At 69.7% G+C, this 25,692-nt stretch carries 24 protein-coding genes and 4 tRNA genes; 18 read left to right on the forward strand and 10 right to left on the reverse strand.

Annotated features, from left to right (window positions below):
- Positions 1-100: 100 nt before the first annotated feature.
- Positions 101-499, forward strand: coding sequence for a carboxymuconolactone decarboxylase family protein (locus tag ACH34W_RS50985; protein WP_395968526.1), 399 nt, complete (start codon positions 101-103; stop codon positions 497-499).
- A gap of 31 nt (positions 500-530) precedes the next feature.
- On the opposite strand, the gene ACH34W_RS50990 is transcribed toward ACH34W_RS50985, so the two are convergent.
- Positions 531-1,094, reverse strand: a complete 564-nt coding sequence (locus ACH34W_RS50990; RefSeq protein ID WP_395968527.1) for a TetR/AcrR family transcriptional regulator C-terminal ligand-binding domain-containing protein — start codon at positions 1,092-1,094, stop codon at positions 531-533.
- Between the two features lie 51 nt (positions 1,095-1,145).
- Here ACH34W_RS50990 and ACH34W_RS50995 point away from each other — a divergent pair, with 51 nt between their 5' ends.
- Positions 1,146-2,333 carry an FAD-dependent oxidoreductase gene (locus ACH34W_RS50995; protein WP_395968528.1) on the forward strand — a complete coding sequence of 396 codons (1,188 nt, stop codon included), beginning with the start codon at positions 1,146-1,148 and terminating at the stop codon, positions 2,331-2,333.
- Here ACH34W_RS50995 and ACH34W_RS51000 read toward each other — a convergent pair.
- The 3 genes from ACH34W_RS51000 to ACH34W_RS51010 form a co-directional block, all read right to left on the reverse strand.
- A complete protein-coding gene (locus ACH34W_RS51000; protein ID WP_395968529.1) occupies positions 2,315-3,733 on the reverse strand; it encodes an amidase in 1,419 nt (472 codons plus the stop codon). The two genes, ACH34W_RS50995 and ACH34W_RS51000, sit on opposite strands and share 19 nt — an antisense overlap.
- Positions 3,734-3,829: 96 nt before the next feature.
- The gene (locus ACH34W_RS51005) at positions 3,830-4,327 is read right to left on the reverse strand and encodes a GyrI-like domain-containing protein (protein ID WP_395968530.1); all 498 of its coding nucleotides are present in this window, start codon (positions 4,325-4,327) and stop codon (positions 3,830-3,832) included.
- Positions 4,328-4,371: 44 nt separating this feature from the next.
- Positions 4,372-5,142, reverse strand: a complete 771-nt coding sequence (locus tag ACH34W_RS51010; protein ID WP_395968531.1) for an MBL fold metallo-hydrolase — start codon at positions 5,140-5,142, stop codon at positions 4,372-4,374.
- Positions 5,143-5,262: 120 nt separating this feature from the next.
- Here ACH34W_RS51010 and ACH34W_RS51015 point away from each other — a divergent pair, with 120 nt between their 5' ends.
- On the forward strand, positions 5,263-5,574 hold the full coding sequence (locus tag ACH34W_RS51015; protein WP_395968532.1) for an antibiotic biosynthesis monooxygenase: 312 nt from the start codon (positions 5,263-5,265) through the stop codon (positions 5,572-5,574).
- On the opposite strand, the gene ACH34W_RS51020 is transcribed toward ACH34W_RS51015, so the two are convergent.
- Positions 5,546-6,697 carry an MFS transporter gene (locus tag ACH34W_RS51020; RefSeq protein WP_395968533.1) on the reverse strand — a complete coding sequence of 384 codons (1,152 nt, stop codon included), beginning with the start codon at positions 6,695-6,697 and terminating at the stop codon, positions 5,546-5,548. The genes ACH34W_RS51015 and ACH34W_RS51020 overlap by 29 nt on opposite strands.
- 88 nt (positions 6,698-6,785) lie before the next feature.
- On the opposite strand from ACH34W_RS51020, the gene ACH34W_RS51025 reads away from it, so the two are divergent.
- From ACH34W_RS51025 to ACH34W_RS51075, 11 genes are all read left to right on the forward strand, one after another.
- Positions 6,786-7,661 (forward strand): LysR family transcriptional regulator, encoded by an 876-nt coding sequence (locus ACH34W_RS51025; RefSeq protein ID WP_395968534.1) that lies wholly within the window; start codon positions 6,786-6,788, stop codon positions 7,659-7,661.
- A gap of 95 nt (positions 7,662-7,756) precedes the next feature.
- The gene (locus ACH34W_RS51030; protein ID WP_395968535.1) at positions 7,757-9,286 is read left to right on the forward strand and encodes an alkaline phosphatase family protein; all 1,530 of its coding nucleotides are present in this window, start codon (positions 7,757-7,759) and stop codon (positions 9,284-9,286) included.
- A gap of 103 nt (positions 9,287-9,389) precedes the next feature.
- Positions 9,390-9,653, forward strand: coding sequence for a sigma factor-like helix-turn-helix DNA-binding protein (locus ACH34W_RS51035; protein ID WP_395968536.1), 264 nt, complete (start codon positions 9,390-9,392; stop codon positions 9,651-9,653).
- 54 nt (positions 9,654-9,707) lie between these two features.
- Entirely contained in the window at positions 9,708-11,744 is a 2,037-nt protein-coding gene (gene pta / locus ACH34W_RS51040; protein ID WP_395968537.1) for a phosphate acetyltransferase, read from the forward strand.
- Positions 11,741-12,898, forward strand: coding sequence for an acetate/propionate family kinase (locus ACH34W_RS51045; RefSeq protein ID WP_395968538.1), 1,158 nt, complete (start codon positions 11,741-11,743; stop codon positions 12,896-12,898). Before pta ends, ACH34W_RS51045 begins: the two co-directional genes overlap by 4 nt.
- Before the next feature lie 138 nt (positions 12,899-13,036).
- Complete coding sequence (locus ACH34W_RS51050; RefSeq protein WP_395968539.1) at positions 13,037-13,852, forward strand: LLM class flavin-dependent oxidoreductase; 816 nt, start codon at positions 13,037-13,039, stop codon at positions 13,850-13,852.
- A gap of 107 nt (positions 13,853-13,959) precedes the next feature.
- Positions 13,960-14,208 carry a hypothetical protein gene (locus tag ACH34W_RS51055; protein WP_395968540.1) on the forward strand — a complete coding sequence of 83 codons (249 nt, stop codon included), beginning with the start codon at positions 13,960-13,962 and terminating at the stop codon, positions 14,206-14,208.
- 226 nt (positions 14,209-14,434) lie between these two features.
- Positions 14,435-14,519 (forward strand) — tRNA-Ser (locus ACH34W_RS51060).
- A gap of 1 nt (position 14,520) precedes the next feature.
- Positions 14,521-14,593, forward strand: a tRNA-Met gene (locus ACH34W_RS51065).
- Position 14,594: 1 nt separating this feature from the next.
- Positions 14,595-14,667, forward strand: a tRNA-Arg gene (locus tag ACH34W_RS51070).
- Between the two features lie 13 nt (positions 14,668-14,680).
- Positions 14,681-14,754 (forward strand) — tRNA-His (locus ACH34W_RS51075).
- Here the strand turns inward: ACH34W_RS51075 and ACH34W_RS51080 are convergent.
- Together ACH34W_RS51080 and ACH34W_RS51085 are read right to left on the reverse strand one after the other, a co-directional pair.
- Complete coding sequence (locus ACH34W_RS51080) at positions 14,754-15,239, reverse strand: SRPBCC family protein (protein WP_395968541.1); 486 nt, start codon at positions 15,237-15,239, stop codon at positions 14,754-14,756. The two genes, ACH34W_RS51075 and ACH34W_RS51080, sit on opposite strands and share 1 nt — an antisense overlap.
- Positions 15,236-15,598 carry a metalloregulator ArsR/SmtB family transcription factor gene (locus ACH34W_RS51085; protein ID WP_395968542.1) on the reverse strand — a complete coding sequence of 121 codons (363 nt, stop codon included), beginning with the start codon at positions 15,596-15,598 and terminating at the stop codon, positions 15,236-15,238. Before ACH34W_RS51085 ends, ACH34W_RS51080 begins: the two co-directional genes overlap by 4 nt.
- 207 nt (positions 15,599-15,805) lie before the next feature.
- Between ACH34W_RS51085 and ACH34W_RS51090 the strand changes: the two genes are divergently transcribed.
- A complete protein-coding gene (locus tag ACH34W_RS51090; protein ID WP_395968543.1) occupies positions 15,806-17,605 on the forward strand; it encodes a glycoside hydrolase family 3 protein in 1,800 nt (599 codons plus the stop codon).
- Positions 17,606-17,748: 143 nt separating this feature from the next.
- On the opposite strand, the gene ACH34W_RS51095 is transcribed toward ACH34W_RS51090, so the two are convergent.
- Complete coding sequence (locus ACH34W_RS51095) at positions 17,749-18,921, reverse strand: acyl-CoA dehydrogenase family protein (RefSeq protein WP_395968544.1); 1,173 nt, start codon at positions 18,919-18,921, stop codon at positions 17,749-17,751.
- Positions 18,922-19,004: 83 nt separating this feature from the next.
- Between ACH34W_RS51095 and ACH34W_RS51100 the strand changes: the two genes are divergently transcribed.
- From ACH34W_RS51100 to ACH34W_RS51110, 3 genes are read left to right on the forward strand one after another with little or no spacing between them, the layout of a single operon-like run.
- A complete protein-coding gene (locus ACH34W_RS51100) occupies positions 19,005-20,156 on the forward strand; it encodes a CaiB/BaiF CoA transferase family protein (protein ID WP_395968545.1) in 1,152 nt (383 codons plus the stop codon).
- Complete coding sequence (locus ACH34W_RS51105) at positions 20,153-20,872, forward strand: GntR family transcriptional regulator (RefSeq protein ID WP_395968546.1); 720 nt, start codon at positions 20,153-20,155, stop codon at positions 20,870-20,872. The genes ACH34W_RS51100 and ACH34W_RS51105 overlap by 4 nt, the downstream gene beginning before the upstream one ends.
- Positions 20,869-21,849 carry a TAXI family TRAP transporter solute-binding subunit gene (locus ACH34W_RS51110; RefSeq protein ID WP_395968547.1) on the forward strand — a complete coding sequence of 327 codons (981 nt, stop codon included), beginning with the start codon at positions 20,869-20,871 and terminating at the stop codon, positions 21,847-21,849. Before ACH34W_RS51105 ends, ACH34W_RS51110 begins: the two co-directional genes overlap by 4 nt.
- A gap of 37 nt (positions 21,850-21,886) precedes the next feature.
- On the opposite strand, the gene ACH34W_RS51115 is transcribed toward ACH34W_RS51110, so the two are convergent.
- Both ACH34W_RS51115 and ACH34W_RS51120 read right to left on the reverse strand, forming a co-directional pair.
- On the reverse strand, positions 21,887-23,953 hold the full coding sequence (locus ACH34W_RS51115) for a response regulator (protein WP_395968548.1): 2,067 nt from the start codon (positions 23,951-23,953) through the stop codon (positions 21,887-21,889).
- 73 nt (positions 23,954-24,026) lie between these two features.
- The gene (locus ACH34W_RS51120) at positions 24,027-25,403 is read right to left on the reverse strand and encodes an MFS transporter (protein WP_395968549.1); all 1,377 of its coding nucleotides are present in this window, start codon (positions 25,401-25,403) and stop codon (positions 24,027-24,029) included.
- Positions 25,404-25,692 lie beyond the last annotated feature (289 nt).

Below are 25,692 nucleotides of genomic sequence, written 5' to 3' on the forward strand. Positions count from 1 at the left end.
ATACCTCCCAAGCATGACAAGCATAGCTATTCATGCCTGAAGGACAGAGAAACCGTGGCAATGAGTGAGGCTTGAGACGTTCCCGTACAAGGAGAAACCAATGAGCAACCGCGAACAGCGCTATGAAGACGGCATGAAGGTCCTGGCCGCAGTGGACGGCGAGGGTGGGCAGCGGGTCGTGGAAAACCTCGCCGACGTCTCGCCGGAGCTGGGGCACCAGGTGGTGGCGTGGGCCTTCGGTGACATGTACTCCCGGGCGGAGCTGCCGCCCCGCGACCGGCAACTGGTCACCCTCGGCATGCTCACCGCGCTCGGCGGTTGCGAGATCGAGCTGGACGTGCACATCAACGCGGCGCTCAACGTCGGCCTCACGCCGGTGGAGATCTCCGAGGCGCTGCTGCACTCGGCCGTCTACTGCGGCATGCCGCGTGCGGTCAACGCCACCCTCGTCGCCAAGAAGGTCTTCGGCGAGCGCGGCCTGCTCCCCGTCGCGTCCTGATCGCACGGATCACTGTGAGATCGTCACGTGGTCACTGCGTGAAGCCGTGGATGAGTGCTTTGACCATCTGGGCCGGGTCGGGCATCGGCAGGCCGATGAGGACGCGGTAGACGACCAGGCCGACGACCATGTCCGACAGCAGCCACAGGTCGGCGTCGGGGGACAGTTCGCCCCTCGCGATGGCGCGATCGTAGATCGCCCAGTCGCGTTTCCTCTTGTCGCGCATGCTGGTGCGGATGACCTCGGCAACACCCGGGTCCCTGCCCGCCTCGCCGAAGATCTCGCCGGTCATCTTCGCGAACTGGGGTGACTGCACGCCGGCGAGGGTCTGGGTGACGATCACCATCAGGTCGCCTTCGAGTGAGCCGGTGTCGGGGGTCTCGGGCACCTGGGCGTCCAAGGCGAGGGCGAGCGCGTCGAGCAGCATGTCGCGTTTGGTGGTGTAGCGGCGGAAGACGCTGGCCCTGCTGACACCGGCGGCGGCGGCCGCCTCGTCCATGGTGAACGCCATCCCCTTGGTCACCAGCAACGTCACCGCGGCCTCCTTGATGCGCGCATCGATGGTGGGATCGGGCTTGCGTCCGCGTGCCTTCATTGTGATACTCCGAGTATCAGAAACTGTGAGTCTCAAATTAGGGGACTGAACATGAAGGTACTCATTGTCGGCGGCGGTGTCGCCGGGCTGGCCGCGGCACGCGGGCTGACTGCGGCAGGTCATGACGTCGAGGTGTACGAGGCCGCACCGGAACTGCGCACCGAGGGCGGATCCATCACACTCTGGCCCTCGGCGGCCGGCATCCTGCGCGAGTTCGACGTCGACATGGACGGCGCGGGCCGCCGCCTGGAGACGCTCGAGACCTGGTCGGTGCGTGGCCGCAAGCTCGGCACCATTGATCTGAACGTGGTCGAGCGCCAGTTCGGCGGACTGCACGCCATGCACATCGCCAGGCGCGAGCTCGTCGAGCGCCTCGCCGAGGGCATACCTGTCCACTACGGCCACCGGATCCAAGCGGTCGACCCCGACCGGGCGGAAATCACCTTCACTGACGGGAGCACTGCGCGCGGCGACCTGCTCATCGGCGCCGACGGCCGTAACTCCGTCGTCAGGCAGGCGCTGTGGGGTGAGAGCCCGAGCAAGCTCAACGGATGGGTCACCTGGCAGGCGTTCACCACGCTGCCCACCGAGTTCACCGACACCGGCCGCTCCATGATGATCTCCAACGGGCGCGCGTTCGGCAGCGTGGCCCCGGCCGGGCACGGAAAGGCGCTGTGGTGGTTCGACCTGCGCGCCAAGCCGGGCAGCTCGTTCTGGGGGGACACGCCCGGCGCGCTGGATCGGCTGCGGGAACGGTTCGGGCATTGGCCAGAACCGTTCCCCACGGTGCTCGACCACGCCCATTCCGCTCTGTTCCATCCGCACTACGGCCATCGCGTGCCGGCGACCTGGGGTCGGGGCCCGACCACGCTCATGGGCGACGCGGCCCACACGATGTCGCCGGCGATGGCGATGGGCAGCGGGCAGGCGCTGGAGGACGCCTGGGCGCTGAGCCGGTCCGCCGACGACCTGCGCGGCTATGAGCGCGCCAGGACCAAGATCGTACGTAGGGTCGCCAGGATGGCGGGCAGGGAGCTTCCCAGCAGGCAAGGGCCACTGGCGGGACTTATGCCCGACGCGTTCTCGACCAGATCCTTCATCTCCTGGCTCCGCTCGGCCAGCGGCTACCTCCAGGAGGAAGCCTGGCTCCGGGAGGAAGCCTCGCTCCAGGAGGAAGCCCGGCTCCAGCGTCCCCTGGGGGTGGAGTTGGAAGCAGCTTCTCAGCGGGCGTCGGCGTAGATGGCGGGCTTCCGGTCGTGCCAGGGCACGGCCTGCTCTAGCTGCGCGGCGACCCGCAGGAGCAGATCTTCTCTGCCCTGGGCAGCGACCAGCTGCACGCCGATCGGCAGGCCCTCGCGGCTCTGCCCGAGCGGCAGGCTGATCGCGGGGTTGCCGGAGACGTTGAACGGCGCGGTGAACGGCCCGTACTCGAAGATGTGCCGCAACCAGGAGCGCGCCGAATACTTGGGATCGTTGTAGTCGAGCGTGCCGTGCAGCGCCGGGAGCTGTCCCAGCGTCGGCGTCACCAGCAGGTCGTGGTCCTCGAAGAACAGGCCGACGGGCCGGGTCACCTGGTGCTGGGCGTCGATCGCGGCCATCATGTCGAGGGCCGTGAACGACTCGGTCTCGGCGATCACCCGGCGCGTGACGGCCTCCAGCAAGGCCGGGTCGAGTCTCCTGGGTGCCCTCAGCAGCGCGGCGCCGGCCGCGATGAAGCCGAGCATCATCGCCTCGACGAGCAGATCGGGATCGACGGCGGGGCTCGCCTCGGTCACCGTGTGCCCGAGCCAGTCCAGCACCTTGCCCGCGTTCAGCGCGACGGCCGCGACCTGCGGATCGACGGCCACGCCTGACCACGCGGCAGTGGTGATCGCGACGCGCAGGCGGCCGTGATTGGCACTCAGCTCGTCGGCGTACGGACGGGACGGGGGTGGCGCCGCGTACTTCTCGCCCACGGGAGGCGCGCCTATGACGTCGAGCAGGTACGCGGCGTCGCGAACGGTCCGTGTGACGGCGAACTCGGCGGAGTGCCCGAACGCGGCCTCGCCGATCAGCGGCCCGCAGGGGATGCGGCCGCGGCTCGGCTTGAGCCCGACGAGCCCGCAGGCCGCCGCCGGAACGCGGATCGATCCGGCGCCGTCGTTGGCGTGCGCGAGCGGCACCGCCCCGGCCGCGACGAGCGCGGCTGCCCCGCCGCTCGACCCGCCGACGCCGCGCTCCAGGGCCCACGGGTTGCGCGTCGGCCCGTACCGCACGGACTCGGTCGCGAAGCTGAGCGCCATTTCCGGCGTCGTCGTCTGCCCGACCGTGACGAGCCCGGCGGCGCGGAACCTGGACATGAGCTCGTGGTCGACCCAGGCGGCGGCGCTGCGGATGGCCCGGCTGCCGATGGCGAACGGGACGCCCCGCGCGAACGGCTGGCTGTCCTTGATCAGGAACGGCACGCCCGCCAACGGCCCGGCGGGGTCGTGAGTGAGCGCGGGCTCGAAGAGCGGCAGCGTCAGCGCGTTGAGGTCGGCGTTGACCAGCTCGATCGCGCGCCGCGCCGCCGCCTCGACCTCGTCCGCGCTCACGTCGCCCGACTGGATCAGCCGGCGCAGGCCTACCGCGTCCTGACCTGCGTATTCATGTCGTTCCACGTGTTCGTCTCCCCCGGGTGACTGCGCTCAGCGTCGCGCATGACTTCCTGGGAAGCGAGCGAATTTTCAGCCGGCTTCAGTCACCTTCAGCCGGCCTCAGTCGGCGAGTTTGAAGGCCAGCTCGGTCTCCCACTTGCCCATGTCCGGCTGCTCGGCCGGGTTGGAGTGGTAGAGCTCCAGGCGGCAGGCCCAGTGCTCGCCCTCGTCGTCCTCGGACATGTCCCAGGTGAGGCCCTCCTTGGCCGCCCAGCCGAGCAGGTCGGTGGTGACGCCGACGAGCTGGTCGGGATGGCCGACATGGGTCACGGACGCGTACCGCCCCGCAGGCAGGACGCCGGCGTAGACGTCACCCTCGCCCTCTACCGGCGCCGCGACGGGCACACCCGCCTCCACCTCGCCGTCCTGCTCGCCGCCGATCGTGACGTACCGGAAGAACGGGGCGCCGGCCGGCTGGATCCCGCGAGCGGCGAGCCAGCCGATGATCTCTGGCAGGCGGTCGGCGATCACCGGGAACTCCGCCCAGGTGATCCACCGTTTGACGGCCACGTACGGCTGCTCGGAGCGTTCCTTGATCTCAGGAATGTCGACAGTCATACGCCGTTAGACCAGCCGCACGGGCGAAACTCATCGCTCCCGCCTCACAATTCGATCTGTTCACCCGGCTTGGGCAGGTGGAGGAGGCCGGTCAGCCCGGCCTGCTGGAAGGCCGTCACCAGGGTGTCGGCGCCCTGGCTGAAGTGCTCCCACTGCTCGAAGTGCAGCGGCACGACATGGCGGGCGCCGAGGATCTTCGCGGCCTCGGCGGCGCCCTCGCTCGGCAGGGTGAGGAAGGCGTCGCCGAGCAGCGGGGTCTGCGCGCCACCCGCGAAGAGCACGGCGACGGCGATCTCGCCGATCCGGTCCGCGATGCGCTGGACGACGTCCAGCGAGGCGTTGTCGCCGCTCACATAGACGGTCGGAAGGCCTTCCCCGGCCAGGACGAACCCGGTGACCTCGCCGGTCCACTGCTCGGTGCCGTCAGGGCCATGCTGCGCCGGGACGCCGATGACGCGCAGCGTTCTGCCGTCCGGGCGGGGCAGCTCCACCTCGTCCCAGTTGGGCAGCGTGCGGACGGGGTCGCCGATGCGTTCGCGCGCTGAGGCGGTGGAGAGCACGAGCGGGGCGGACATCAGGTAGGCGCGGCCCTGGGTGTCCAGGTTGTCGGGGTGCTGGTCGTGCGACAGCAGCACCGCGTCCACTGTTCCGATCTCGGCAGGGCCGAACGCCGGCCCGGCGGTCTTGACCAGGGCGCGGTCACCGATCGGGTACTCGCCGGGCTCGTCGAACGTCGGGTCGACCACGAACCGCAGCCCGCCGAGCTCGAGGAGCGCGGTCGGCCCGCCCACATACCTGATCTTGAATGCCGCCATCGTGTCTCGCCTCTCCGCGTCGTCCCACGTCGTCCCGCTGCGGACAACACGATCTCCGGTCCGGCGATTCCGGGGCAAGCCGCCGTGGTGGAATCGTCGAGGCTGACGAGAGGAGCCGTAATGATCGCGAGAATCTGGGGTGCCATCGCAACGGAGAAGGGCGCGGACGCCTACCGGAGCCACTTCGAGGGGTCGGTCGTGCCGAGCCTGCGGCGCGTCCCCGGCCATCGCGGCGCTTATCTGATGGAACGGGACAACGAAGGGTCGGTCGAGATCGAGGTCGTCACGCTCTGGGAGTCGATGGCGGCGATCTGTGCCTTCGCCGGGCCGGACGTGGACACGGCGGTGGTCGAACCGGCGGCCCGCGCGGCGCTCACCGGTTTCGACGACACCGTCACCCATTTCACCGTGGTGGTCGACACCGTCCGGTGACACGCACGGAGGCGGCGGCCAGGAGCGCGAGACCGCCGCCGAACCACATGACGCCGGGCAGGGTGATGTCGGCGATCCGGCCGCCGGTCAGCGCGCCCAGAGCGATGGCCACGTTGAACGCGGACACGAACACCGCCGACGCCGCTTCCGGTGAGGCCGTCCCCGACTTGAGGAGCCAGGTCTGCGTGGTGACCGAGACTCCGCCGTAGGCGAGCCCCCACACCACCAGCAGCACGATCGCGCCCGGCGGCACCGTCCCGGCGACCGGAACCAGCAGGACCACCGTCCCGAGCAGCGCGGCGATCAGGAACAGGGTCCGGCGCGGTCTCCGGGCGGCCGCCACCCCCGCCGCGAAGTTGCCGATGACGCCGGCGATCCCGTACGCCAGCAGCAGCCCGCCGATCAGCCCGGCGTCGATGCCCGAGATCTGCTCCAGCGCGGGCCGCACATAGGTGTAGGCGGCGAAATGCCCGGTGACCAGCAGCAACGTCACCGCCAGTCCGGTTCGGGCCCGGTCGTCGCGTAGCAGCCGGGGCACTTCGGTCACCCGGAACGGCGCGTTCGGTGGCAGCGGTGGCAGCAGCAGGGCCAGTCCGGCCAGCACCACGAGCGCCAGGATGCCCATCGCCGCGAACGCGCTCCGCCAGCCCGCCAGTTCCCCGGCGAAAGCCCCGGCGGGCACGCCGAGCACCGAGGCGACCGCCACCCCGCTGAAGATCGTCGAGGTGGCCGTGCCGACCGAGCGTTCCGGTACGAGGCGTACGGCCAGTCCGGCCGCGATCGCCCAGAACCCGCCGATGCTCAGCCCGACCAGAATCCGGGCGGCCAGCAGCACCCCGAACCCGGGCGCCGCCGCCGACAGCAGATTCGCCGCAGCCAGCAATGCCATCAACGCGCACAACACAAGCCGCCGGTCGAGCCGGCCCGTGCAGAGGGCCACCGCCGGGGCAGCGGCGGCCGCGACGAGCCCAGGTAGCGACATCGTCAGACCTGCGGCGCCGCCGGACACCCCCATCTCCGCGCCCATCGGGGTGAGCAGTCCCACCGGGAGCATCTCGGTGGTGACGATCGAGAACGTGCCGAGGGCGACGGCGCCGACGGCGGACCAGGAACGAAGAGACATGAGTCAAGTCTTTGATCAGACCTGACCGGGAACAATGACGAAGTCCCCATCCTTGGATTAACCAGGCTTATCGATCTCAGGGGGGACCGTGCTCGACCTGCGAGAGCTGGAGTGTTTCCTGATCCTCAGCGAGGAGCTGCACTTCGGCCGCACCGCCGAGCGCCTTTACGTCAGCCAGGGCCGGGCCAGCCAGCTCATCCGGTCCCTGGAACGCCGGATCGGAGCTCGTCTGTTCGAACGCACCAGCCGCCGCGTTCGCTTGACCCCGCTCGGCGAACGGCTTCTGGGCGACCTGCGCCCCGCCTACGACGCCCTGCGCGGCGCGGTCGAGGGAGCCCACGCCGCCGCCCGCGGCGTCGAGGGCACGCTCCGCGTCGGATTCCTTTCCGGCACCACGCACGAACGCGTGACCGGCATGATCGGTGCCTTCCAGACGGAGCACCCGGACTGCGAGATCCAGCTCGCCGAGATCCCGCTGTCCGACCCCTTCGGCGCCCTCCGCCGCGGTGAGCTCGACGTCGCGATCGTCATGCTCCCCGTCATCGAGCCCGATCTCACCAGCGGCCCACCGTTCTCCAAAGAACCCCAGACCCTCGCCGTCTCGGCCCGCCATCCCTTCGCGGGCCGATCTTCCATGGACGCCGAGGAACTCGCCGAGTGCCGGCTCCTTGACCTCCGCGGCCCCGCCCCGGCCTACTGGCGTGAGCTCACCGCCCCGACCAGGACCCCGGACGGGACGCCCGTCCCGCGAGGCCCCCAAGTCTCAACGCTGCAGGAGGCGCTGACCCTGATCGCCGCTGGAGCGGGCGCCATGATCTTCTGTGCGCCGACTGTCCGTACCCAGGCCCGCACCGACATCACCTACGTCCCGGTGACCGGCATCCCGGACTCCTCCCTCGGCCTCGTCTGGCGCAAGGACGAGGAGACCGCGCTCCTTCGTGCCTTCGCCGAGGCCATCACCTGAGGTGGCCGGTCGCCCACATGTGGCCAGGGGAGGGGCATCCGGCCGGGCGCGCGGCGGCCTAACGTTGAGGGCATCCCCAGTCGCAGGGAGTGACCATGGCTGCCGACATCGAGCACGTCGTCGTCCTGGCTCTGGAGAACCGCTCGTTCGACCACATGCTCGGATTCGTCGTTCACCCTGACCCCGCGTTCGACGGGCTGCTGGAGGGCGGGCCGTACGTCAACCCGGGCACCAAACGCGGGGAGACGGTCCCGGCGACGGCTGACGCGAAGCGGGTGCTGCCCATCGATCCGGACCATTCGCACCAGGCGATGTTGGAGCAGCTTAAGGGCAACGCCGGATTCGTGCGGTCGTACGAGAGGAGGGGCCGCGGGAGGCCGCCCGGCGCCTGGGGTGGCCTGCTAGGGCCGGTCGTCAACCTCGCCGGGCGCCTCAGGCGGGGACGCGCTGTGGAAAAGATCAAGGGCCGGGGGCCGCTCATCATGCGGTGCCAGCCTCCGGAGCATGTGCCGGTGCTGGGCACGCTGGCCACGCAGTTCGGCACGTTCAGCAGGTGGTTCTGCTCGGTCCCCGGCGAGACCTGGCCCAACCGCAACTTCCTGCACGCCGCGACGTCCGACGGCGACACCGAGATCCAGCCGCGCTTCTACACCAACACGACGATCTTCGAGGTGCTGGAGCGGGCCGGAGCGGACTGGCACGTCTACTTCGACGACATCCCACAGGTGATGGTGTTCGTGAACCTGTGGACCGAGCCGCGGCGCCTGGCCAACTGGTACGCGATGGAGGAGTTCGCGCGGCATGTGGAGAACGGGACGTTGCCCGCGTACTCCTTCATCGAACCCAACCACCGGCCTCCCGTGCGGCTGGCGGCCGGGCACCCGAGCAACAGCCAGCATCCGGGCAACGCCCTGGTCGCCGATGACGAGTACGACGCCTTCACAAACGACGGGACCGGCGACTTCGCGCGGGCCGAGTCGCTCCTCGCCCACGTGTACGAGGTGCTGCGCGCGCATCGTGAGGTCTTCGACAAGACCGTCCTGCTGATCACGTACGACGAGAACGGCGGTTTCTACGACCACGTTCCCGCCGCGCAGGGCATGGCCGACCCGGGGCGTGACCCGAACGCGCTGACCGGGATCCTCCGTTTCCTCCTCCACCGTAAGAGCGCCGCGTTCGACTTCACGGTGACCGGTGGCCGCGTCCCGGCCGTGGTCGTCTCCCCGTACGTTCCGCCAGGCTCGGTCAACGCGGAGACCCGCGACCACACAAGCGTGCCCGCGACGTTGCGCGCGCTGTTCGCGCCTACGGCAGAGCCGCTGACACCCCGGGACGCGGCGGCCGCCCGGTTCGACACGTTGCTGACACTGGCCGAGCCACGCCGGGATCTGCCCGACCTGTCGGAGCACACAGCGCCGCCAGTGACGCCTCTAGCAGCGCCAGCCGGGGCGAAGGACGAGGTGCCGGAACACTACGAGCCCTACGTTCAGCTTGCCGACAGGGTGGCCGGAACGCTGAGCCAGGTAAATCTGGCCAGCATCTCCGACCGTCCCTCCCGCGACCGAGCCGACGAGCTTCGCGCCGCGTTCCTCAACGCCGCCGAGCTCGCCCGCGCCGAACTCTGAGCAACCTCGCATTGTTCGCTGGCACCTAAAGTCTCCTGAGCCCTTCCTTAAGCGGGGCCTAAGGGAATACCGGTGGGGCCGTTACGGTGCGAGATTCATTCGCGTGGCACTCCGATACGGCAAGAGCGCAGTCGACGAGACCGTCCCGCAGACGTACGTCCCCAGGGTGGCGACCGCGGGTCTCCGCCCTGCGGTTGTCGCGCGGGCGTACCGGTCACTTGCCCCTGTCCACCGAGAGATCCTCACGGAGACGGTGTTCCGTGAGCGCTCGGTGAACGAGGCCGCGGCGTTGTTGGGGCTTTCGGTGGACGAGGTCAAGGTCCGCGTCTATCACGCCCTGCGCGCCTTGCGGGACGCCGTTGGCTAGTTCCAGGCGGTGGCGCGCGGGGCCGGTCCGGACGCGTCCCGTACGATCGATCAAGTGACGCACGCGGTGTACATCGCGGCCAGTGACGCCGCCACCAAGAAGGCCGCGATCGCGGTGGGCATGACCGAACTGCTCTCGCGCCGGGTCGGGCGGGTCGGCGTCTTCCGGCCTGTTGTGCGGGCTGGGCGCCCGGATCATCTGGTGGAGACGCTGCGGTCGCGTTTCCGGCTGGTCCACACCGCCACGGGTGTGACGTACGAGGACGTGCACGCCGACGCGCGGAGGGCCACGGCGGACATCGTCGCTCGTTATCGGGGCCTCGCCGACCAGGTCGACGCGGTGGTCATTGTTGGCACTGACTACACCGATGTGGGGGCGCCGACGGAGTTCGGGTTCAACGCCAAGCTCGCCGCTCATCTTGGCGCTCCGCTCCTTCTTGTGGTGAACGGGCGCGGCCGCACCCCGGCGGAGAACGGCGTCGCCGTCGAGCTTGCGCTGACCGAGATCAAGGCCGAGCACGCCACTGAGCTGGCTACCGTCGTCACTCGTGTTGATGCCGCTGACGTTCCGGCGGTGGCGCGACCTGAGCAAATGCTGTTCGCGCTGCCGGAGGTGCCCCGGCTGTCGGCGCCGACCGTGCACGATCTGATGGAGGCATGCGACGGGCAGTTGCTGCTCGGCGAGGAACGGCTGCTCGGCCGCGAGGTCGGCGCCATCCTGGTCGGCGCGATGTCGCTGCCCAACATCCTCACCCGCCTGAGTGAGGGCGCCGTGATCATCATCCCGTCCGATCGCGCCGCCGGGTTGCTGCCCGGGCTGCTGGGCGCGCACACCGCCCCCACGTTCCCCTCGCTGTCCGGGATCGTGATGAGCGGCGGGATGGAGCTCCCCGAGCCGGTCGCCCAGCTGCTGGACGGCATGTCGGCCCGGCTCCCGGTGGTGATCACCGAGGAGGACACGTTCGAGACCGCAACCGACCTGTCCAAGGTCGAGGGCAGGTTCACCCCGGAGGCGGACGGGAAGATCGAGACGGCGCTCGGGCTGTTCGACGAGCACGTGGACGGCGACGCGCTGCTCGACCGGCTGCAGGTGAGCAAGACCGCGGTCACGCCGCTGATGTTCGAGTACGACCTGCTCGAACGTGCCCGTGCCGCCCGGCGTCACATCGTTCTGCCGGAAGGTGAGGACGAACGCATTCTGCGCGCCGCCGACCTTCTGCTGCGCCGCGGCGTCGCGGAGCTGACTTTGCTGGGAGACGCCGCCGAGATCGAACGCCGCGCCGCGATGCTCGGGCTGGACGTCGGCAGCGCCCGTGTGGTGAGCCCGTTCGACCCGGCGTTGCGCGAACGCTTCGCCGAGGAGTACGCCCGCGTCCGCGCGCACAAGGGTGTCAACCTGGACCTGGCCCGCGACACGGTTACTGATTTGTCCTACTTTGGGACGCTGATGGTGCATCTCGGCCTTGCCGACGGGATGGTTTCGGGCGCCGCGCACACCACCGCTCACACGATCCGGCCCGCGTTCGAGATCATCAAGACCGAGCCCGGCACCGAGCTCGTGTCCAGCGTCTTCTTCATGTGCCTGCCCGACCGGGTGCTCGTCTACGGCGACTGCGCGATCAACCCCGAGCCCGGCGCCGAACAGCTCGCCGCCATCGCGGTCTCCGCCGCCGCGACCGCCGCCCGGTTCGGCGTGGAGCCCCGGGTGGCGATGTTGTCGTACTCCACCGGCGACTCCGGCCACGGCGGCGACGTCGACAAGGTCCGCGCGGCCACCGCCCTCGTCCGCGAACGCCGCCCCGACCTGCTGATCGAGGGCCCGATCCAGTACGACGCGGCGATCGATCCCGGCGTCGCCCGCACCAAGCTCCCCGGCAACCCGGTCGCGGGCCGTGCCACCGTCTTCATCGTTCCCGACCTCAACACGGGCAACAACCTCTACAAGGCCGTCCAGCGCAGCGCCGGGGCCGTCGCCGTCGGGCCGGTCCTGCAGGGCCTGCGCAAGCCCGTCAACGATCTCTCCCGCGGCGCCACCGTGCAGGACATCGTCAACACGGTGGCCATCACCGCGATCCAGGGAGAGCTGCCGTGAACGTCCTGGTCCTCAACTGCGGCTCGTCCTCGATCAAGTACCAGCTGCTCGACGGCACGAACACCCTCGCGTCCGGCCTGCTGGAACGCATCGGTGAGGAGACCGGCACCCTCACCCACAACTCGTACGAGAACGAGGATCATTACCCCGACCACGAAACAGGCCTGCGCGCCATCCTCAAGGCCTTCGAGGATCACGGCCCGTCCCTGACCGACGTCGTCGCCATAGGCCACCGCGTCGTCCACGGTGGCGACCGCTTCAGCGACCCCGTCCTGATCGACGACGCGGTCGAAAAGGCCATCGACGAACTCACGCCCCTCGCCCCGCTCCACAACCCCGCCAACCTTGAAGGCATCCGCGTGGCCCGTGGCGCGTTCCCCCAGCTTCCGCATGTGGCGGTCTTCGACACCGCCTTCCACCAGACGCTGCCGCCTCACGCCTACACCTATGCCGTCCCCCGCTCCTGGGCTGACATGGGCGTACGCCGTTATGGCTTCCACGGAACGTCCTGCGCCTACGTCTACCGTCGCGCCGCCGCACTCCTTGAGAAGCCGTTCCCCGACATCATCGTCCTGCACCTGGGCAACGGCGCCAGCGCGACCGCCGTCTCCGAAGGCCGCTCCGTCGACACGTCCATGGGTCTCACGCCCCTGGAAGGCCTCGTCATGGGCTCCCGTTCAGGCGACGTCGACCCTGCCCTCCCGGCCTACCTGTCCCGCGTCGCCGGCCTGAGCCTCCTGGAGATCGACGCCGCTCTCAACAAGCACAGCGGCATGGTCGGCCTGGCCGGCGCGGGTGACCTCCGCGAGGTCTGGCGCCGAGCCGGCGCCGGCGACGCCCAAGCCGCGGAGGCCCTGGACATCTACTGCCACCGCATCCGCAAGTACGTCGGCGCGTACTACGCCGTGCTAGGCAATGTCGACGCCATCGTCTTCACCGCAGGCGTAGGGGAGAACGACCCCCGCATCCGCTCCCGAGCCCTCGCCAACCTCGACCGCCTGGGCATCAAGCTCGACCCCGCCCGCAACGAATCCCCATCTCGCGCCGAACGAGTCATCTCAGCACCCGACGCCGACGTAACAGTGCTGGTGATCCCCACAAACGAAGAACTGGAAATAGCCACCCAAGCCCTTGCCGTGACCAACCCCGCCTAAGCGGCGACGCGGCGAAGCTTAGCAATCGCTTTTTGCGATCGAATCAAGCAAAAACTATCGCTTTTCTTGTCGCCTCCGCCGCCCTAGCGTGAGCGTCATGACCAACTACGTTGCACTCCGCTCCACAGGTCGACGCCCATGACGCCCCTGCGTTCGGCTCTCTGGGTGCCGCTGTTCGACGAACTCGCCGACCCTCGAACGGTCGCCCGCCTGGCCGCCGAGGCCGAGGAGGCGGGATGGCACGGCGTATTCCTGTGGGACCACGTGCTCTGGCGAACCCCCGTCCAGCAGGTGGCCGACCCCTGGATCACGATGGCGGCGATCGCCGGGGCCACCGAACACCTGCGGTTCGGCCCGATGGTCACGCCCCTTGCCCGCCGCCGGCCCGCCAAGGTCGCCAGAGAAACCGCGACCCTGGACGTGCTCAGCAACGGCCGTCTCACCCTGGGTGTCGGACTCGGCAGTGACCGCTTCGCCGGCGAACTGTCCAAGACCGGCGAGCAACTCGACGACCGGAAGCGGGGCCAGATGCTTGACGAGGCGCTGGAGATCCTCACCGCCGCCTGGTCCGGTGAACCCGTGCATCACCACGGCCAGCACAACACCATCGACGGCATCCAGTTCCTGCCCCGGCCAGTCCAACGTCCCGGCGTGCCGGTCTGGGCCGCGGGATTCCCCCAACACACCAAACCGCTACGCCGGGCCGCCCTCTACGACGGGTTCTTCCCCATCAACCTCGACCACCCCGACCAAGTTGCCGAAGTCGTCACCACCATCAACACCCTCCGCCCGGATCCAGCCATGCCCTACGACATCGCCATCGCCCTCCCACCCGGCACAGATCCGGCGCCTTACGCCAAGGCCGGTGCCACCTGGTGGCTGACCGAGTTCGACCCGGACGAGCTGACCGCCGACGAGGTCCGCGGCGTACTCCGCGACGGCCCGGCAGCCTAGGCGGCTTAGATCTACCTAAACGTGGGCGTCTGCTGGGCCGGCCATTGGCTACTGAGCGTAAGAATCTGTCGCGTACCGTAGCCTTCCCCCAGAAGTGAGGCGATGCGATGAGGTCACCCACCCACCTGGCCGTGCTCGGCGTCAGCAGTGCCGCGCTGGCGTTCATGGCCTGCCTGGTGCCCGCCGCCGCGGCAGAGCAGCGCGGCAAGTGGCGCGACACCGGCGCCCGGTTCTACTGGTACGAGAGCTGTCGCGAGGCCGGCGAGGCCGGCGTCCGCAACGAGGGCTGGGAAGCCTGGGACTGCAAGGGCAGTTCCGCGCCCTGGTCGCAGTACCAGCTCTGGTCCCTGAAGTAGATCGAAAGGGCCGCGCCGCAGTTCCTCCCGCGGCGCGGCCTCCTAAATGTGTTGCCAATAGGGAACCGTTTTGGCAGAGTGAACGTCGAAGGCAGCAAAGGCCCCGACCGGAGAGGAGCTCGCAATGCGAATGCATAGTCGTCTCTCTGGGCTCGGGAGTAGCCGCCGAACGTGACGTTCTGGTGTGCCTACCGCCCGTGTCCACACGGGCGGTTTTTCTTTTCCCGGAGGGTTGGCCGAGCGGTAAGGCAGCGGCTTGCTAAGCCGTCGTCAGGGTCACCCCTGCGTGAGTTCGATTCTCACACCCTCCGCGCCGGATATGGAAGCTGGTGCTTCCGGTGGCTTCATAAACCACATTAGGTAGGTTCAATTCCTGCATCCGGTATGTCTCCGTGGCGCAGTGGAGAGCGCGTCGGGTTGCGGACCCGAAGGTCGCAGGTTCAAATCCTGCCGGAGACACTGTTGGAGACGCGGCGTTCGTGGTGTGGTGGTCTGCACGCCAGGTTGTGGTCCTGGAGGTTCCGGTTCGATACCGGGCGATCGCCCTATGTGAGTTGCTCGAAGTACGCCTTTTGGGCGGGGTAATAGTCGTCGAAGTTTGGTTGCGGAGTGCCTTCACGAGAAGACACGAGCATGTCCAGGTAGTACTCCCAGCCGGGCCCTGTCTCGCCGATTCCTTCTTCGGTGGTGAGATGGTGGATCAGCGTCAATTCGGTGACGCCGTTCTGCTCGGTCAGCAGGAGTTCCAGGCGCCAGTGCCCCGCTTCGTCGTCGGCGGTGACCAGCAGGCGTTCGGGTGGCTCGCAGGCGTCGATGTAAAGGTCGCTCCATGGCTCTCCTTCCTCGAATGCCATCCGGACCTTGACGGTGCGGCCTGGCCCGGCGTCACCTTCCCAAGGGCCGAACCATCGGGCGGTTCGCTGGGGCTCGGTGACGCTGGCCCACACGTCGTCGATGGGCGCCTTGAACGTCCGGGTGAACACGAGGTCGCTGCCGTCAGTGGTGCGCAGTAGCCGGGCGGTGGGTTTCATGCGGTGTTCTCCTTGGGTGCCGTCGAGTCGGGTGTGGTGGAGCGCTCCCGGGAAGTGCGCCGGACCTCGGTCTCCAGCGCGTCCAGGCGGTGCTGCCAGCCCGCGGGGGAGCGCAGGAAAGTGATCCACTCGGCGAGGCCTGTGAGGGGTGCCGTGTCGAGGGTGTACAGGCGCTGCCTGCCGACGAGTTCGTCGTGGACGAGGCCGCTTTCCCGGAGCACCCGGAGGTGGCGGCTGATCGCGGGACGGCTGATCGTGAACCGCGACGCGATGTCGCTGACCGTCCGGGGCCGTTCACGGAGCAGGGCCAGGATCTCCCGGCGCACGGGATCGGCGATCGCGTTCACCACCTCATCCATGACCAAAAGCGTAACCCATAGGTTACGCGTTTGAGAGGGTGGGTGTGTCCGGATGCGGCCAGGGAGGCCGGTGGGGTGCGTTCTTGCACGGTTGCGGGGATCGACTTACGGTCCATTTGTTGAGTGGGGCAACGTATTCCGGTTCCCGAACTCCAAGCGGAGGCGACGATGCACCGCAGACCACCCCGGATCCTTGCGGTAGGCCTGATGACGACGTTCTTGCTGGGCGGTGGTGCCGTTGCGGGGGTTCCCCCGGCGAGTGCGGCCACCTACCTGGACACGAAGAAGCCTGTGCGGGAACGAGTCGAAGCGCTGCTCAAGCGGATGAGCCTGGACGAGAAGATCGGCCAGATGACACAGCCCGAACGGGGGGCCATCACCGGGGACGACATCACCCGGTACCGGATCGGCTCTGTCCTGTCGGGCGGCGGGTCCACGCCGACGCCCAACACCCCGGCGGCATGGGCCGACATGACCGACGGCTTCCAGCGGCAGGCGCTCGCGACGCCGTTGAAGGTGCCGCTGATCTACGGCGTGGACGCCGTGCACGGGCACAACAACGTGGTCGGTGCGACGATCTTCCCGCACAACATCGGGCTCGGCGCGACGCGCGATCCGGGGCTGGTCCGGAAGGTCGGGCGGGCCACCGCCGAGGAGGTCACCGGGACGGGGCCCGACTGGACGTTCGCGCCTTGTTTGTGCGTGGCGCGCAACGACCGGTGGGGACGCACGTACGAGTCGTTCGGCGAGGTGCCCGAGCTGCCGTCGGCGATGTCGACGATCGTGGACGGGTTCCAGGGGCGGCGGCTGGACGGACCCGCTTCCATCCTGGCGACCGCCAAGCACTACGTGGGTGACGGCGGGACGACCGGGGGCGTCGACCAGGGCGACACGCAGATCTCCGAGGCCGAGCTGCGGCGGATCCACCTGCCGCCGTTCCGGGCCGCGGTGCGCCGCGGTGTGGGCTCGGTGATGATCTCGTTCAACTCGTGGAACGGCGTCAAGCTGCACGGGCACCGGTACCTCGTCACCGACGTGCTCAAGCGGGAGCTCGGCTTCTCCGGGTTCGTGATCTCCGACTGGAACGGCATCGACCAGATCGACGGGCAGCCCGGGTTCACCCCGGCCGAGGTCACCACGGCCGTCAACGCTGGCCTCGACATGATCATGGTGCCGAACGACTGGAAGCTGTTCATCGAGACGCTGCGCGCCGAGGTGCAGGCGGGACGGGTCCCGATGGCCCGCATCGACGACGCCAACCGGCGCATCCTCACCAAGAAGTTCGAGCTCGGGTTGTTCGAGCGGCCGTTCGCCGATCGGCGCTACCTCGCCACGGTCGGCAGCGCCGAGCACCGCGCGCTCGCACGGCACGCGGCGGCCAGGTCGCAGGTGCTGCTCAAGAACGAGCGCGGTGTGCTGCCGCTCAAGCGGAACAACAACAAGATCTTCGTGGCGGGCAAGAGCGCCGACGACATCGGCATCCAGACCGGCGGCTGGACCGTCACGTGGCAGGGCTCGCCCGGCGCCATCACGCCGGGGACCACGATCCTGCAAGGTCTCCGCCAGAACGCCGGACGGAACACGACGGTCACCTACGACAAGGAAGGCGACGGCATCGACCGTTCCTACAAGGCGGCGATCGCGGTCGTCGGCGAGCTCCCGTACGCGGAGTTCATGGGCGACCGGTCCGGCGCGATGGGGCTCGACGAGGCGGATCTGGCGGCCATCGCCAAGCTGCGGGCGTCCGGTGTGCCGGTCATCGTGGTCCTGGTGTCGGGACGGCCGCTGGACATCGCCGCCGAGCTGCCGAAGTGGAACGCGCTGCTGGAGGCCTGGTTGCCGGGCACCGAGGGACGCGGCGTCGCCGACGTGCTCTTCGGCGTCACGCGCCCGACCGGCAAGCTTCCGGTCACCTGGATGAAGAGCGCCGACCAGCAGCCCATCAACCGGGGTGACGGCAAGGCTCCGCTGTTCCCGTTCGGCTACGGCCTGACTTACCGGCGATAGACCTACCGGCGATAGACCAGCCGACGATAGATCGACCGGCGATCAGGGAGAGGGACCCCGCCCTGCCATCCGCGATGGCACGGCGGGGCTTCCTCGTCAGCGGGAAGGCGGCCTCACTCGTCAGCCGAGGGCAGGCTCGCCTGTCAGCGGAAGGCGCCCTCGCCTGTCAGCGCACGGCCGATGACCAGCGTGTGCACCTCGCTGGTGCCCTCGTACGTGAGCACCGATTCCAGGTTGTTGGCGTGCCGGAGGACGGGATATTCGAGCGTGATCCCGTTGGCTCCCAGGATCGTGCGGCACTGGCGGGCGATGTCGAGGGCCTCTCGCACGTTGTTGAGCTTGCCCAGGCTGACCCGTTCGGGTGGAAGCTCGCCGGTGTCCTTGAGCCGTCCCAGGTGGAGCGCGAGCAGCATGCCCTTGCCCAGCTCCAGCGCCATGTCGGCCAGCTTCTGCTGGGTGAGCTGGTACGAGGCGAGCGAACGGGCGAAGACCTCCCGTTCGGCGGCGTACGAGAGCGCGGTCTCCAGGCAGTCGCGAGCCGCGCCGAGCGCGCCGAAGATGATGCCGAAGCGCGCCTCGTTGAGGCAGCCGAGCGGGCCGGACAGCCCGCGTGCCTCGGGCAACATCGCGTGGGCCGGCAGCCGGACGCCGTCGAGCACGAGCTCGCTGGTCACGCTGGCGCGCAGGGACAGCTTCTTCTTGATCTCCGGAGCGGAGAAGCCCGGCGCGTCCGTGGGCACCAGGAAGCCGCGCACGCCCTCGTCGGTCCGCGCCCAGACGACCGCCACGTCCGCCACCGAGCCGTTGGTGATCCACATCTTGGTGCCGCTGAGCACCCAGTCGGTGCCCTGGCGCTTGGCGGTCGTCCGCATCGAGCCGGGGTCGGAGCCCGCGTCCGGCTCGGTCAGCCCGAAGCAGCCGATCGTGTCGCCGGCGGCCATCCCGGGGAGCCACTGCTGCTTCTGCTCCTCCGACCCGTACTTCCAGATCGCGTACATGGCGAGGGAGCCCTGCACCGACACCAGGCTGCGCAGGCCGGAGTCGACGGCCTCCAGTTCGAGGCAGGCCAGCCCGTACGAGACGGCGTTGGTGCCCGCGCAGCCGTAACCCTCCAGGTGCATGCCCAGCACGCCGAGCTCGCCGAGCCGTCTGGCCAGGTCCCGCGCCGGGATCTTTCCCTCCTCGAACCAGTCCGCGACGTGCGGGCGCAGCTCGCGTTCGCCCATGGTGCGGACGGTCCGCTGGATCTCCAGCTCCTCGGCGGACAGCAGGCCGTCGATCGCGAAGAGCTCGAACGGGTGGACGGACGATGCCATCGGGAGCCTCCTCAACGTATTTTGGATCCAGTATTGGATATTAGAATGGCAGACGGCCGCGCGTCGACCATGGGAGGGGCCGGATGGGATCACTGGACGGCATCGTCATCGCCGACTTCAGCCGCGTGCTGGCGGGACCGTACGCGACCATGCTGCTCGCCGACCTCGGTGCCGACGTGATCAAGATCGAACGACCCGGGAGCGGCGATGACACCCGCGCCTGGGGACCGCCCCACGCCGCCGGCGAGGCGACCTACTTCCTGGCCGTCAACCGCAACAAACGGTCGATCACCCTCGACCTGCGCGACGAACACGACCGTGCGACCGCGCACGCCATCGTCGCCCGCGCCGACGTCCTGATCGAGAACTTCCGCCCCGGCACGATGGACCGGCTCGGTTTCGGCTACGAGGAGCTCCAGAAGGCCAACCCCGGGCTCGTTTACTGCTCGGTGACCGGCTTCGGCGCCGCCGAGGGCGCTCATCTCGCCGGTTACGACCTGCTCGTGCAGGCCATGGGCGGCCTGATGAGCGTGACCGGCGAGCCCGGCGGCGACGGCACCAAGGCGGGGGTCGCGCTGGTCGACGTGATCACGGGCCTGCACGCAGGACTCGGCATCCTCGCCGCGCTCCGGCACCGGGACAAGACGGGGGAGGGCCAGCGGATCGAGGTCACCCTGCTCACGTCGTTGCTGTCCGCGCTCACCAACCAGGCATCGGCGTACGTGGCGGCCGGGGTTGTGCCGAGGGCCATGGGCAACGGCCATCCGAGCGTCGCGCCGTACGAGGTGTTCACCGCGAAGGACCGGCCCCTCGTGGTGGCCGTCGGCAATGACCGGCAGTTCCGGGCGCTGTGCGACCGGCTCGGCCTGCTCGGGCTCGCCGACGACGAGCGCTTCGCCACCAACTCCGCGCGGGTCGCCCACCGGGAGGAGCTCGTGGCGGCACTCTCCGGGCCGCTCACCACCCGGACGGCGGACGAGTGGTTCGCCGAGCTGACCGAGGCCGGTGTGCCGTGCGGGCCGATCAACGACCTGGCCGCCGCGTTCGACCTGGCGGGCCGGCTCGGCCTGGACGCCGCGGTCGCGCTCGCCGACCCCCGCCGGAACGAGCCGGTCGGCCAGGTCGCCAACCCGATCACGATGAGCGCCACCCCGCCGGTCTACCGGACGGCGCCGCCGCGGCTGGGCGAGGATACCGGGGATGTGCTCGCCGAACTCGAGGGGCGGCTGCGATGAGCACGGATCGGACGAGCACGGATCTGGCGGGCACGGGTCTGACGAGCACGGGTCTGACGAGCACGGAACGGCGGCCCCGGCGGCCACCGACCGCGCAGCAGTTCGTGCTGGCCGAGCTGCGTCGCGCGATCACCACCGGCGAGCTGAAGCCGGGCGCGCCGATCCGCCAGGACGCCCTGGCCGAACGGCTGGACGTGAGCCGGGTGCCGCTGCGCGAGGCGCTCAAGATTCTCGAAGGTGAGGGCCTGGTCGAGCACCAGGCACACCGGGGTTATTTCGTCGCCGTGCTTTCCATGGCGGACCTGCGGGAGATCTATCGCATCCGCGAGCTGCTGGAAGCGGAGGCCGTCCGTGTCGCCGCCGCCCATCTGACGCCTGAGGTCCTCGCCGCGCTGGAGGCCGCCCAGGACGAGGTCGAACGGGCGGGGGAGGCCGGGGACGTCACCGCCATGGCCGCCGCCAACCGGCGCTTCCACTTCATGCTCTTCGAACGTTCAGGCATGCCGCGACTCATCCGGCTGATCACGACGCTCTGGGACTCGACCGACGCCTACCGGTCGCTCTACTACGGCGGCACGCCCAACCGGGAACGCGTCGTCCACGAGCACCGGGCCGTGCTCGCCGCCCTGCGTGACGGCGACATCGACGCCGCCGTAGCCTGGCTCGACCGCCACCGCGTCCACGCAGTGACCACGCTCCAGGAAGTCCTGGAATGACCACGCTCAGCCGCCGCACACTCCTCAGGCTTGCCGCCGCCCTGCCCGCCCTGCCCGCTCTGGCCGTCGTGCCCGCTCTGGCCGTCGTGCCCGGATGCTCGCGCGGCTCGCAGCGGCACAGGCTCACGCTGGCCAGCGGGCCGGTGAACGGACCGTACGCGATCTTCGGCAAACGGCTGGCGGACGTACTGGAGCGGCGCGGCGACGGGATCACCCTGCAGGTCCGCACCACGTCGGCGAGCGTGGAGAATCTCCGCCTGCTCGGCTCTGGGCAGGCCGACTTGGCCATGGGCTTGGGGGACAGCGCGGCGGACGCCGTCGTGGGGCTCGGCCCGTTCCCATCTCCACAGCCGGTGACGGCGCTGGCGCGGGTCTATCTCAACTACACCCACCTCGTCGTGGCCGCCGGGTCACCGGTGCGCAAGGCGGCGGACCTGGCCGGGCGCAAAGTGTCGCTGGGCGCAGACGGGTCCGGCACCGCCGTCGTCGGTGAACGTGTCCTGAACGCCGCGCGCCTCTCCAAGCCGGTACGGGCAAGCCGCCTCGGGCTCGACGAGTCCGTTGAGGCGCTCGCGAACGGGACGATCGAGGCGTTCTTCTGGTCCGGCGGCGTCCCTACGAGTGCCATCGCCGGGCTCACCGGCCGCATGCCGATCCGGCTGGTCCCTCTCAACGGCCTTGCCGCCGAGCTCAGCCGGGCGCACGGGCCGACCTACGTCAGCGTCTCGGTACCCGCCGGGACGTACGGGCAGCGCACCGAGGTGCCCACGGTGGGCGTCCCCAGCTATCTGATGGCGCGGCCAGGGCTGTCGAGCACGGTGGCGTACGAGGTGACGCGGGCGATGTTCGAGTCGAGGGACAGCCTGCCGGGGCCGGAAAGTCCGGGCGCCCACCTCGACGAGCGGTACGCCATCGGCACGGGCACGGTGCCCCTCCATCCGGGCGCCGTCCGCTACTACCGTTCCGTTTACGGCTGATCGGCTCACTACGCCCTCTACTGCAGTAAGCCGTCCTCTATTGCTCGTCAGACAGGGGCAGGCGTAGTTCCACGGTCAGGCCATGCGGGTCGGCGGCGAGCAGCGTAAGGCTCCCGTCCGCTGACCGGGCGAGCTCGTCGGCGATGGCCAGGCCCAGCCCGCTGCCCTCCACGTTGCCGTGCCGAGGCGAACGCCAGAAGCGGTTGCGGGCGGCCGCCAGCTCCTCGGGATCGAGACCCGGACCGTCATCGGTCACGCGCAGCACCGCGGACTCACCGTCGGCCGACAATCCGACGGTGACGGCACCCCCGCCGGGCGCGAACTTGATCGCGTTGTCGATCGCGATGTCAGCGATGCGGCCCGCGGTCTCCGGCGGGCAGGTGGCCACCAGCTGCGACGGCAGTTCTGCACGCAACGTCACGTCGCGGGCAGGCGCCACCTCCTCCCACGCGGCGAGCCGAGGGCGCAGCTCGGCCACCAGATCGACCGGCTCCGCGATCGCGGGCGTCCCCGCCTCGATCCGGGCGAGCGCCAGCAGGTCGTCGAGAAGCGCGCCGAGCCGATCCATCTCCTCCATCGCGCGCTCGTACTCCTCGGTGCCCGCCGTGCCCAGGTGCGGGTGGAGGTTCTCCAGGCGAAGGGACAGGACTGCCAGTGGCGTCCGGAGCTCATGCGAGGCGTCGGCGACGAAGGCCCGCTGCCGTTCGAGCGCCGCTGCGACGGCGTCGGCCATCGCGTTGAAGCGCACCTCCAGCCGCCTCAGCTCGGACGGCCCGGGACCGGTGGCCGTCGTCCGGGCCGTCATCCGTCCCGCGGCGATCGCCTCGGTGGCGGCGTCGAGCTCGGCGACCGGACGCAGCGTCCAGCGGGTCAGCCGCCGGGCGGCCACGGCGGCGAGGGTGAACGCGAGGACCGCGGCGGCCGCCAGCGCACCCCAGACCACCGCGATGTCCCGGCGGGCCGCAGCCGTCGGGGCTGTGAGCAGTACCGTGCCCACGACCTGGGCGTCGCGGCCTGCGGGTTCGGCCACCACGACCTGGCGGGGGCCGAACGGGGTGACCAGCGGGAGCTGCTCGGTGGTCCGGCCTGCCAGTGCCCGGCGGGTCGCGGTCCCGGCGTCCCTACCCGGCGCCGCCGCCCCCGCGTGGATGAGCACGGCCCGGGTGTTGTCGCGTACCTCCACGGTCGCCCCGTAGAGCGAGGCATAACGCCGGACCTCGGTGGCCAGCACGGAGGTGTCGCCCTCCCGTACGGCCTGGTCGGTCAGCTCCGCCATGCGGGTGGCGTCGGCCCGCCGGTCCAGCAGCAGCTCGCCGGTCCGCTGCTGCGCGTACGCCAGGCCCAGAGGCACCGCCAGGGCCAGCAGCAGCCCGCCGATGAGGGCCAGATAGGTGATCAGAAGCCGGCGCCGCATCAGCCCTTCGATGCCGAGCCGGTAACCGGCCCCGCGCAGCGTGCGCACCAGCTCCGGGCGGCCGGTCTTGGCCCGGATGCCGCGGATGTGCACGTCCAGCGAACGGGACGCCGCCAGGAACGCGTCGCCCCAGACCGCGTCCAGGATCTCCTCCCGGCTCCGGACCACACCGGGCTCGCGGGCGAGCATCGCGAGGACGTCGAACTCCCGCCGGGTCAGCGTGACCGCGGTGCCGGCCACGTCCACCGTCCGGGCGCGCAGGTCGATCAGCACGTCGCCGACCGTGACCGCCGCGGCGGACGCAGCTCCCCGGCCGAGTCCAGCGCCGGACCCGCCGCGCGGGAGGCGGCGGGCCACGGCGTCCATCCGGGCCAGCAGTTCCATGATCCGGAACGGTTTGGTGAGGTAGTCGTCGGCGCCGGCCCGCAGGCCCTGGAGCACGGTGCGCTCCTCGGTCCGCGCGGTCAGCACGATCACCGGGACGGCGGACACGCGGCGCAACCGCCGGAGCATGTCCAGCCCGTCCATGTCGGGGAGCCCGAGATCCAGCAGGACGAAGTCGGCGCCGTCCTTGAGCCGGAGCCCGTCGTCCGCCCGGGTCACCCGGTCGACATGGTGCCCTCGTTCGGCGAGGGCGGTGCCGAGCGCGTCGGCCAGCCGGTCGTCGTCCTCGACCAGTAGCACCCGCATGGCGACCTTTCCTCAGCTGGATCCACCCTGGGCCCCCGGGTCAGCGTAGGGGCCCAGGGTGGATCCTGGCAGGTCATGTCCGTGCGAGCCGCTTGTCCCCGGCGGCCGGTTCGGCCGACTCGCGCTCGGCCCGCGACAGGGCGGCGTCGCGCGTCTCGCGCATCGTGAAGTAGACGATCAGCGAGACCGCCGCGCAGGCCGACACGTACCAGTAGTAGCCCGACTCGGCACCCGCCTTCTTGAACCACAGCGCGACGTACTCGGCCGTTCCGCCGAACATCGCGTTCGCGATCGCGTACGGCAGCGCCACGCCGAGCGCCCGCACATGGGTGGGGAACAGCTCGGCCTTCACCACCGCGTTGATCGAGGTGTAGCCCGTGATGATGACGAGCCCGGCCAGCATCAGCAGCAGCGCCGGGAGGAAGCCGTCCACGTCCTGCAGCGCCGTCATGATCGGGACGGTGCCGAGCATGGAGCCGATGCCGAACGTGATCAGCAGCGGCCGGCGGCCGATCCGGTCCGACAGCGCCCCGGCCAGCGGCTGCAGCAACATGAAGATCGTCAGTGCGCAGAAGCTCACCAGCGTGGCGTCGTTCTTGCTCATGCCCGCGGTGTTGGACAGGTACTTGGTGAGGTACGTCGTGTAGGTGTAGTACGCCACCGTGCCGCCCATGGTCAGGGCGATCACCAGCGCGAACTCCCGCCGGTGCGCGAGCAGGCCGCGCAGGGTGCCGCGCTCGGCCGCCGTGGCGGACGCCGTGCCCTCGTTCTGTTCCTCCTCGTACACCTCCGTCTCCAGCAGGTTGCGGCGCAGGTAGAAGACGACCGCGGCGCCGAGCGCGCCCACGATGAACGGGATGCGCCAGCCCCATGAGTGCAGGGTCTCCGTCGACATCGTGCGCTGGAGGATGATCTGCAGTCCGAGGCCGCACAGCTGGCCGGCCGTCATCGACACGTACTGGAAGCTGGAGGAGAACCCGCGCTTGCCCGGAGCCGACGCCTCGGTGAGGTACGTGGCGCTGGCCGCGTACTCGCCGCCGACGGAGAGCCCCTGGAGCAGCCGCGCCACCAGCAGGACGGCGGCGCCGAAGTACCCGACCTGCCCGTACGTCGGCGCGATCGCGATGAGCAGCGCGCTGACCGACATCAGCGTGACCGTCGCGGTCAGGGCGGCCTTGCGGCCCTTGCGGTCGCCCAGCCGGCCCAGCAGCCAGCCGCCCACCGGCCGCATGAAGAAGCCGACCGCGAAGATGCCCATGGTGTTGAGCAACTGCGCCGTGGAGTTGCCCTTGGGGAAGAAGGCCGAGGCGAAGTAGATGGCGAAGCTGGAGTAGACGAACCAGTCGTACCACTCGACGAGGTTGCCGATCGAACCCCCGACAAGAGCCTTCCATGGGCTGCGCGCCGGTTTGGGGCGGTCGTCTGCGGTACCGGAGAGCGTCGTCGTCACCGGATACCTCCTGGTGTTCTCGGGGTGGGCCGGAGTGACCTGTGTCACCCAGGTCTCCGCAGCTTCACCGAGGTCAGAAGGCCCGAACAAGCGCAGGCGGCCATATCTAACCTGCGCTTAACACTCACGGACGCGGCGATCGTCAACGGGCTTGTCAAGCTCTGTCAGGTGTCCGGATTAGGTCACATAGTCGGTTACTCAATGTGGCAGGCGTTCACGCATGATGGTCTGCGTTCGGAAGTTATCCACCAGGGAGGGCCCCGACGTGAAGAAGATCATCGTGCACCGC

This window comes from Actinomadura sp. 6N118, assembly GCF_044326415.1.
Lineage (GTDB): Bacteria > Actinomycetota > Actinomycetes > Streptosporangiales > Streptosporangiaceae > Spirillospora.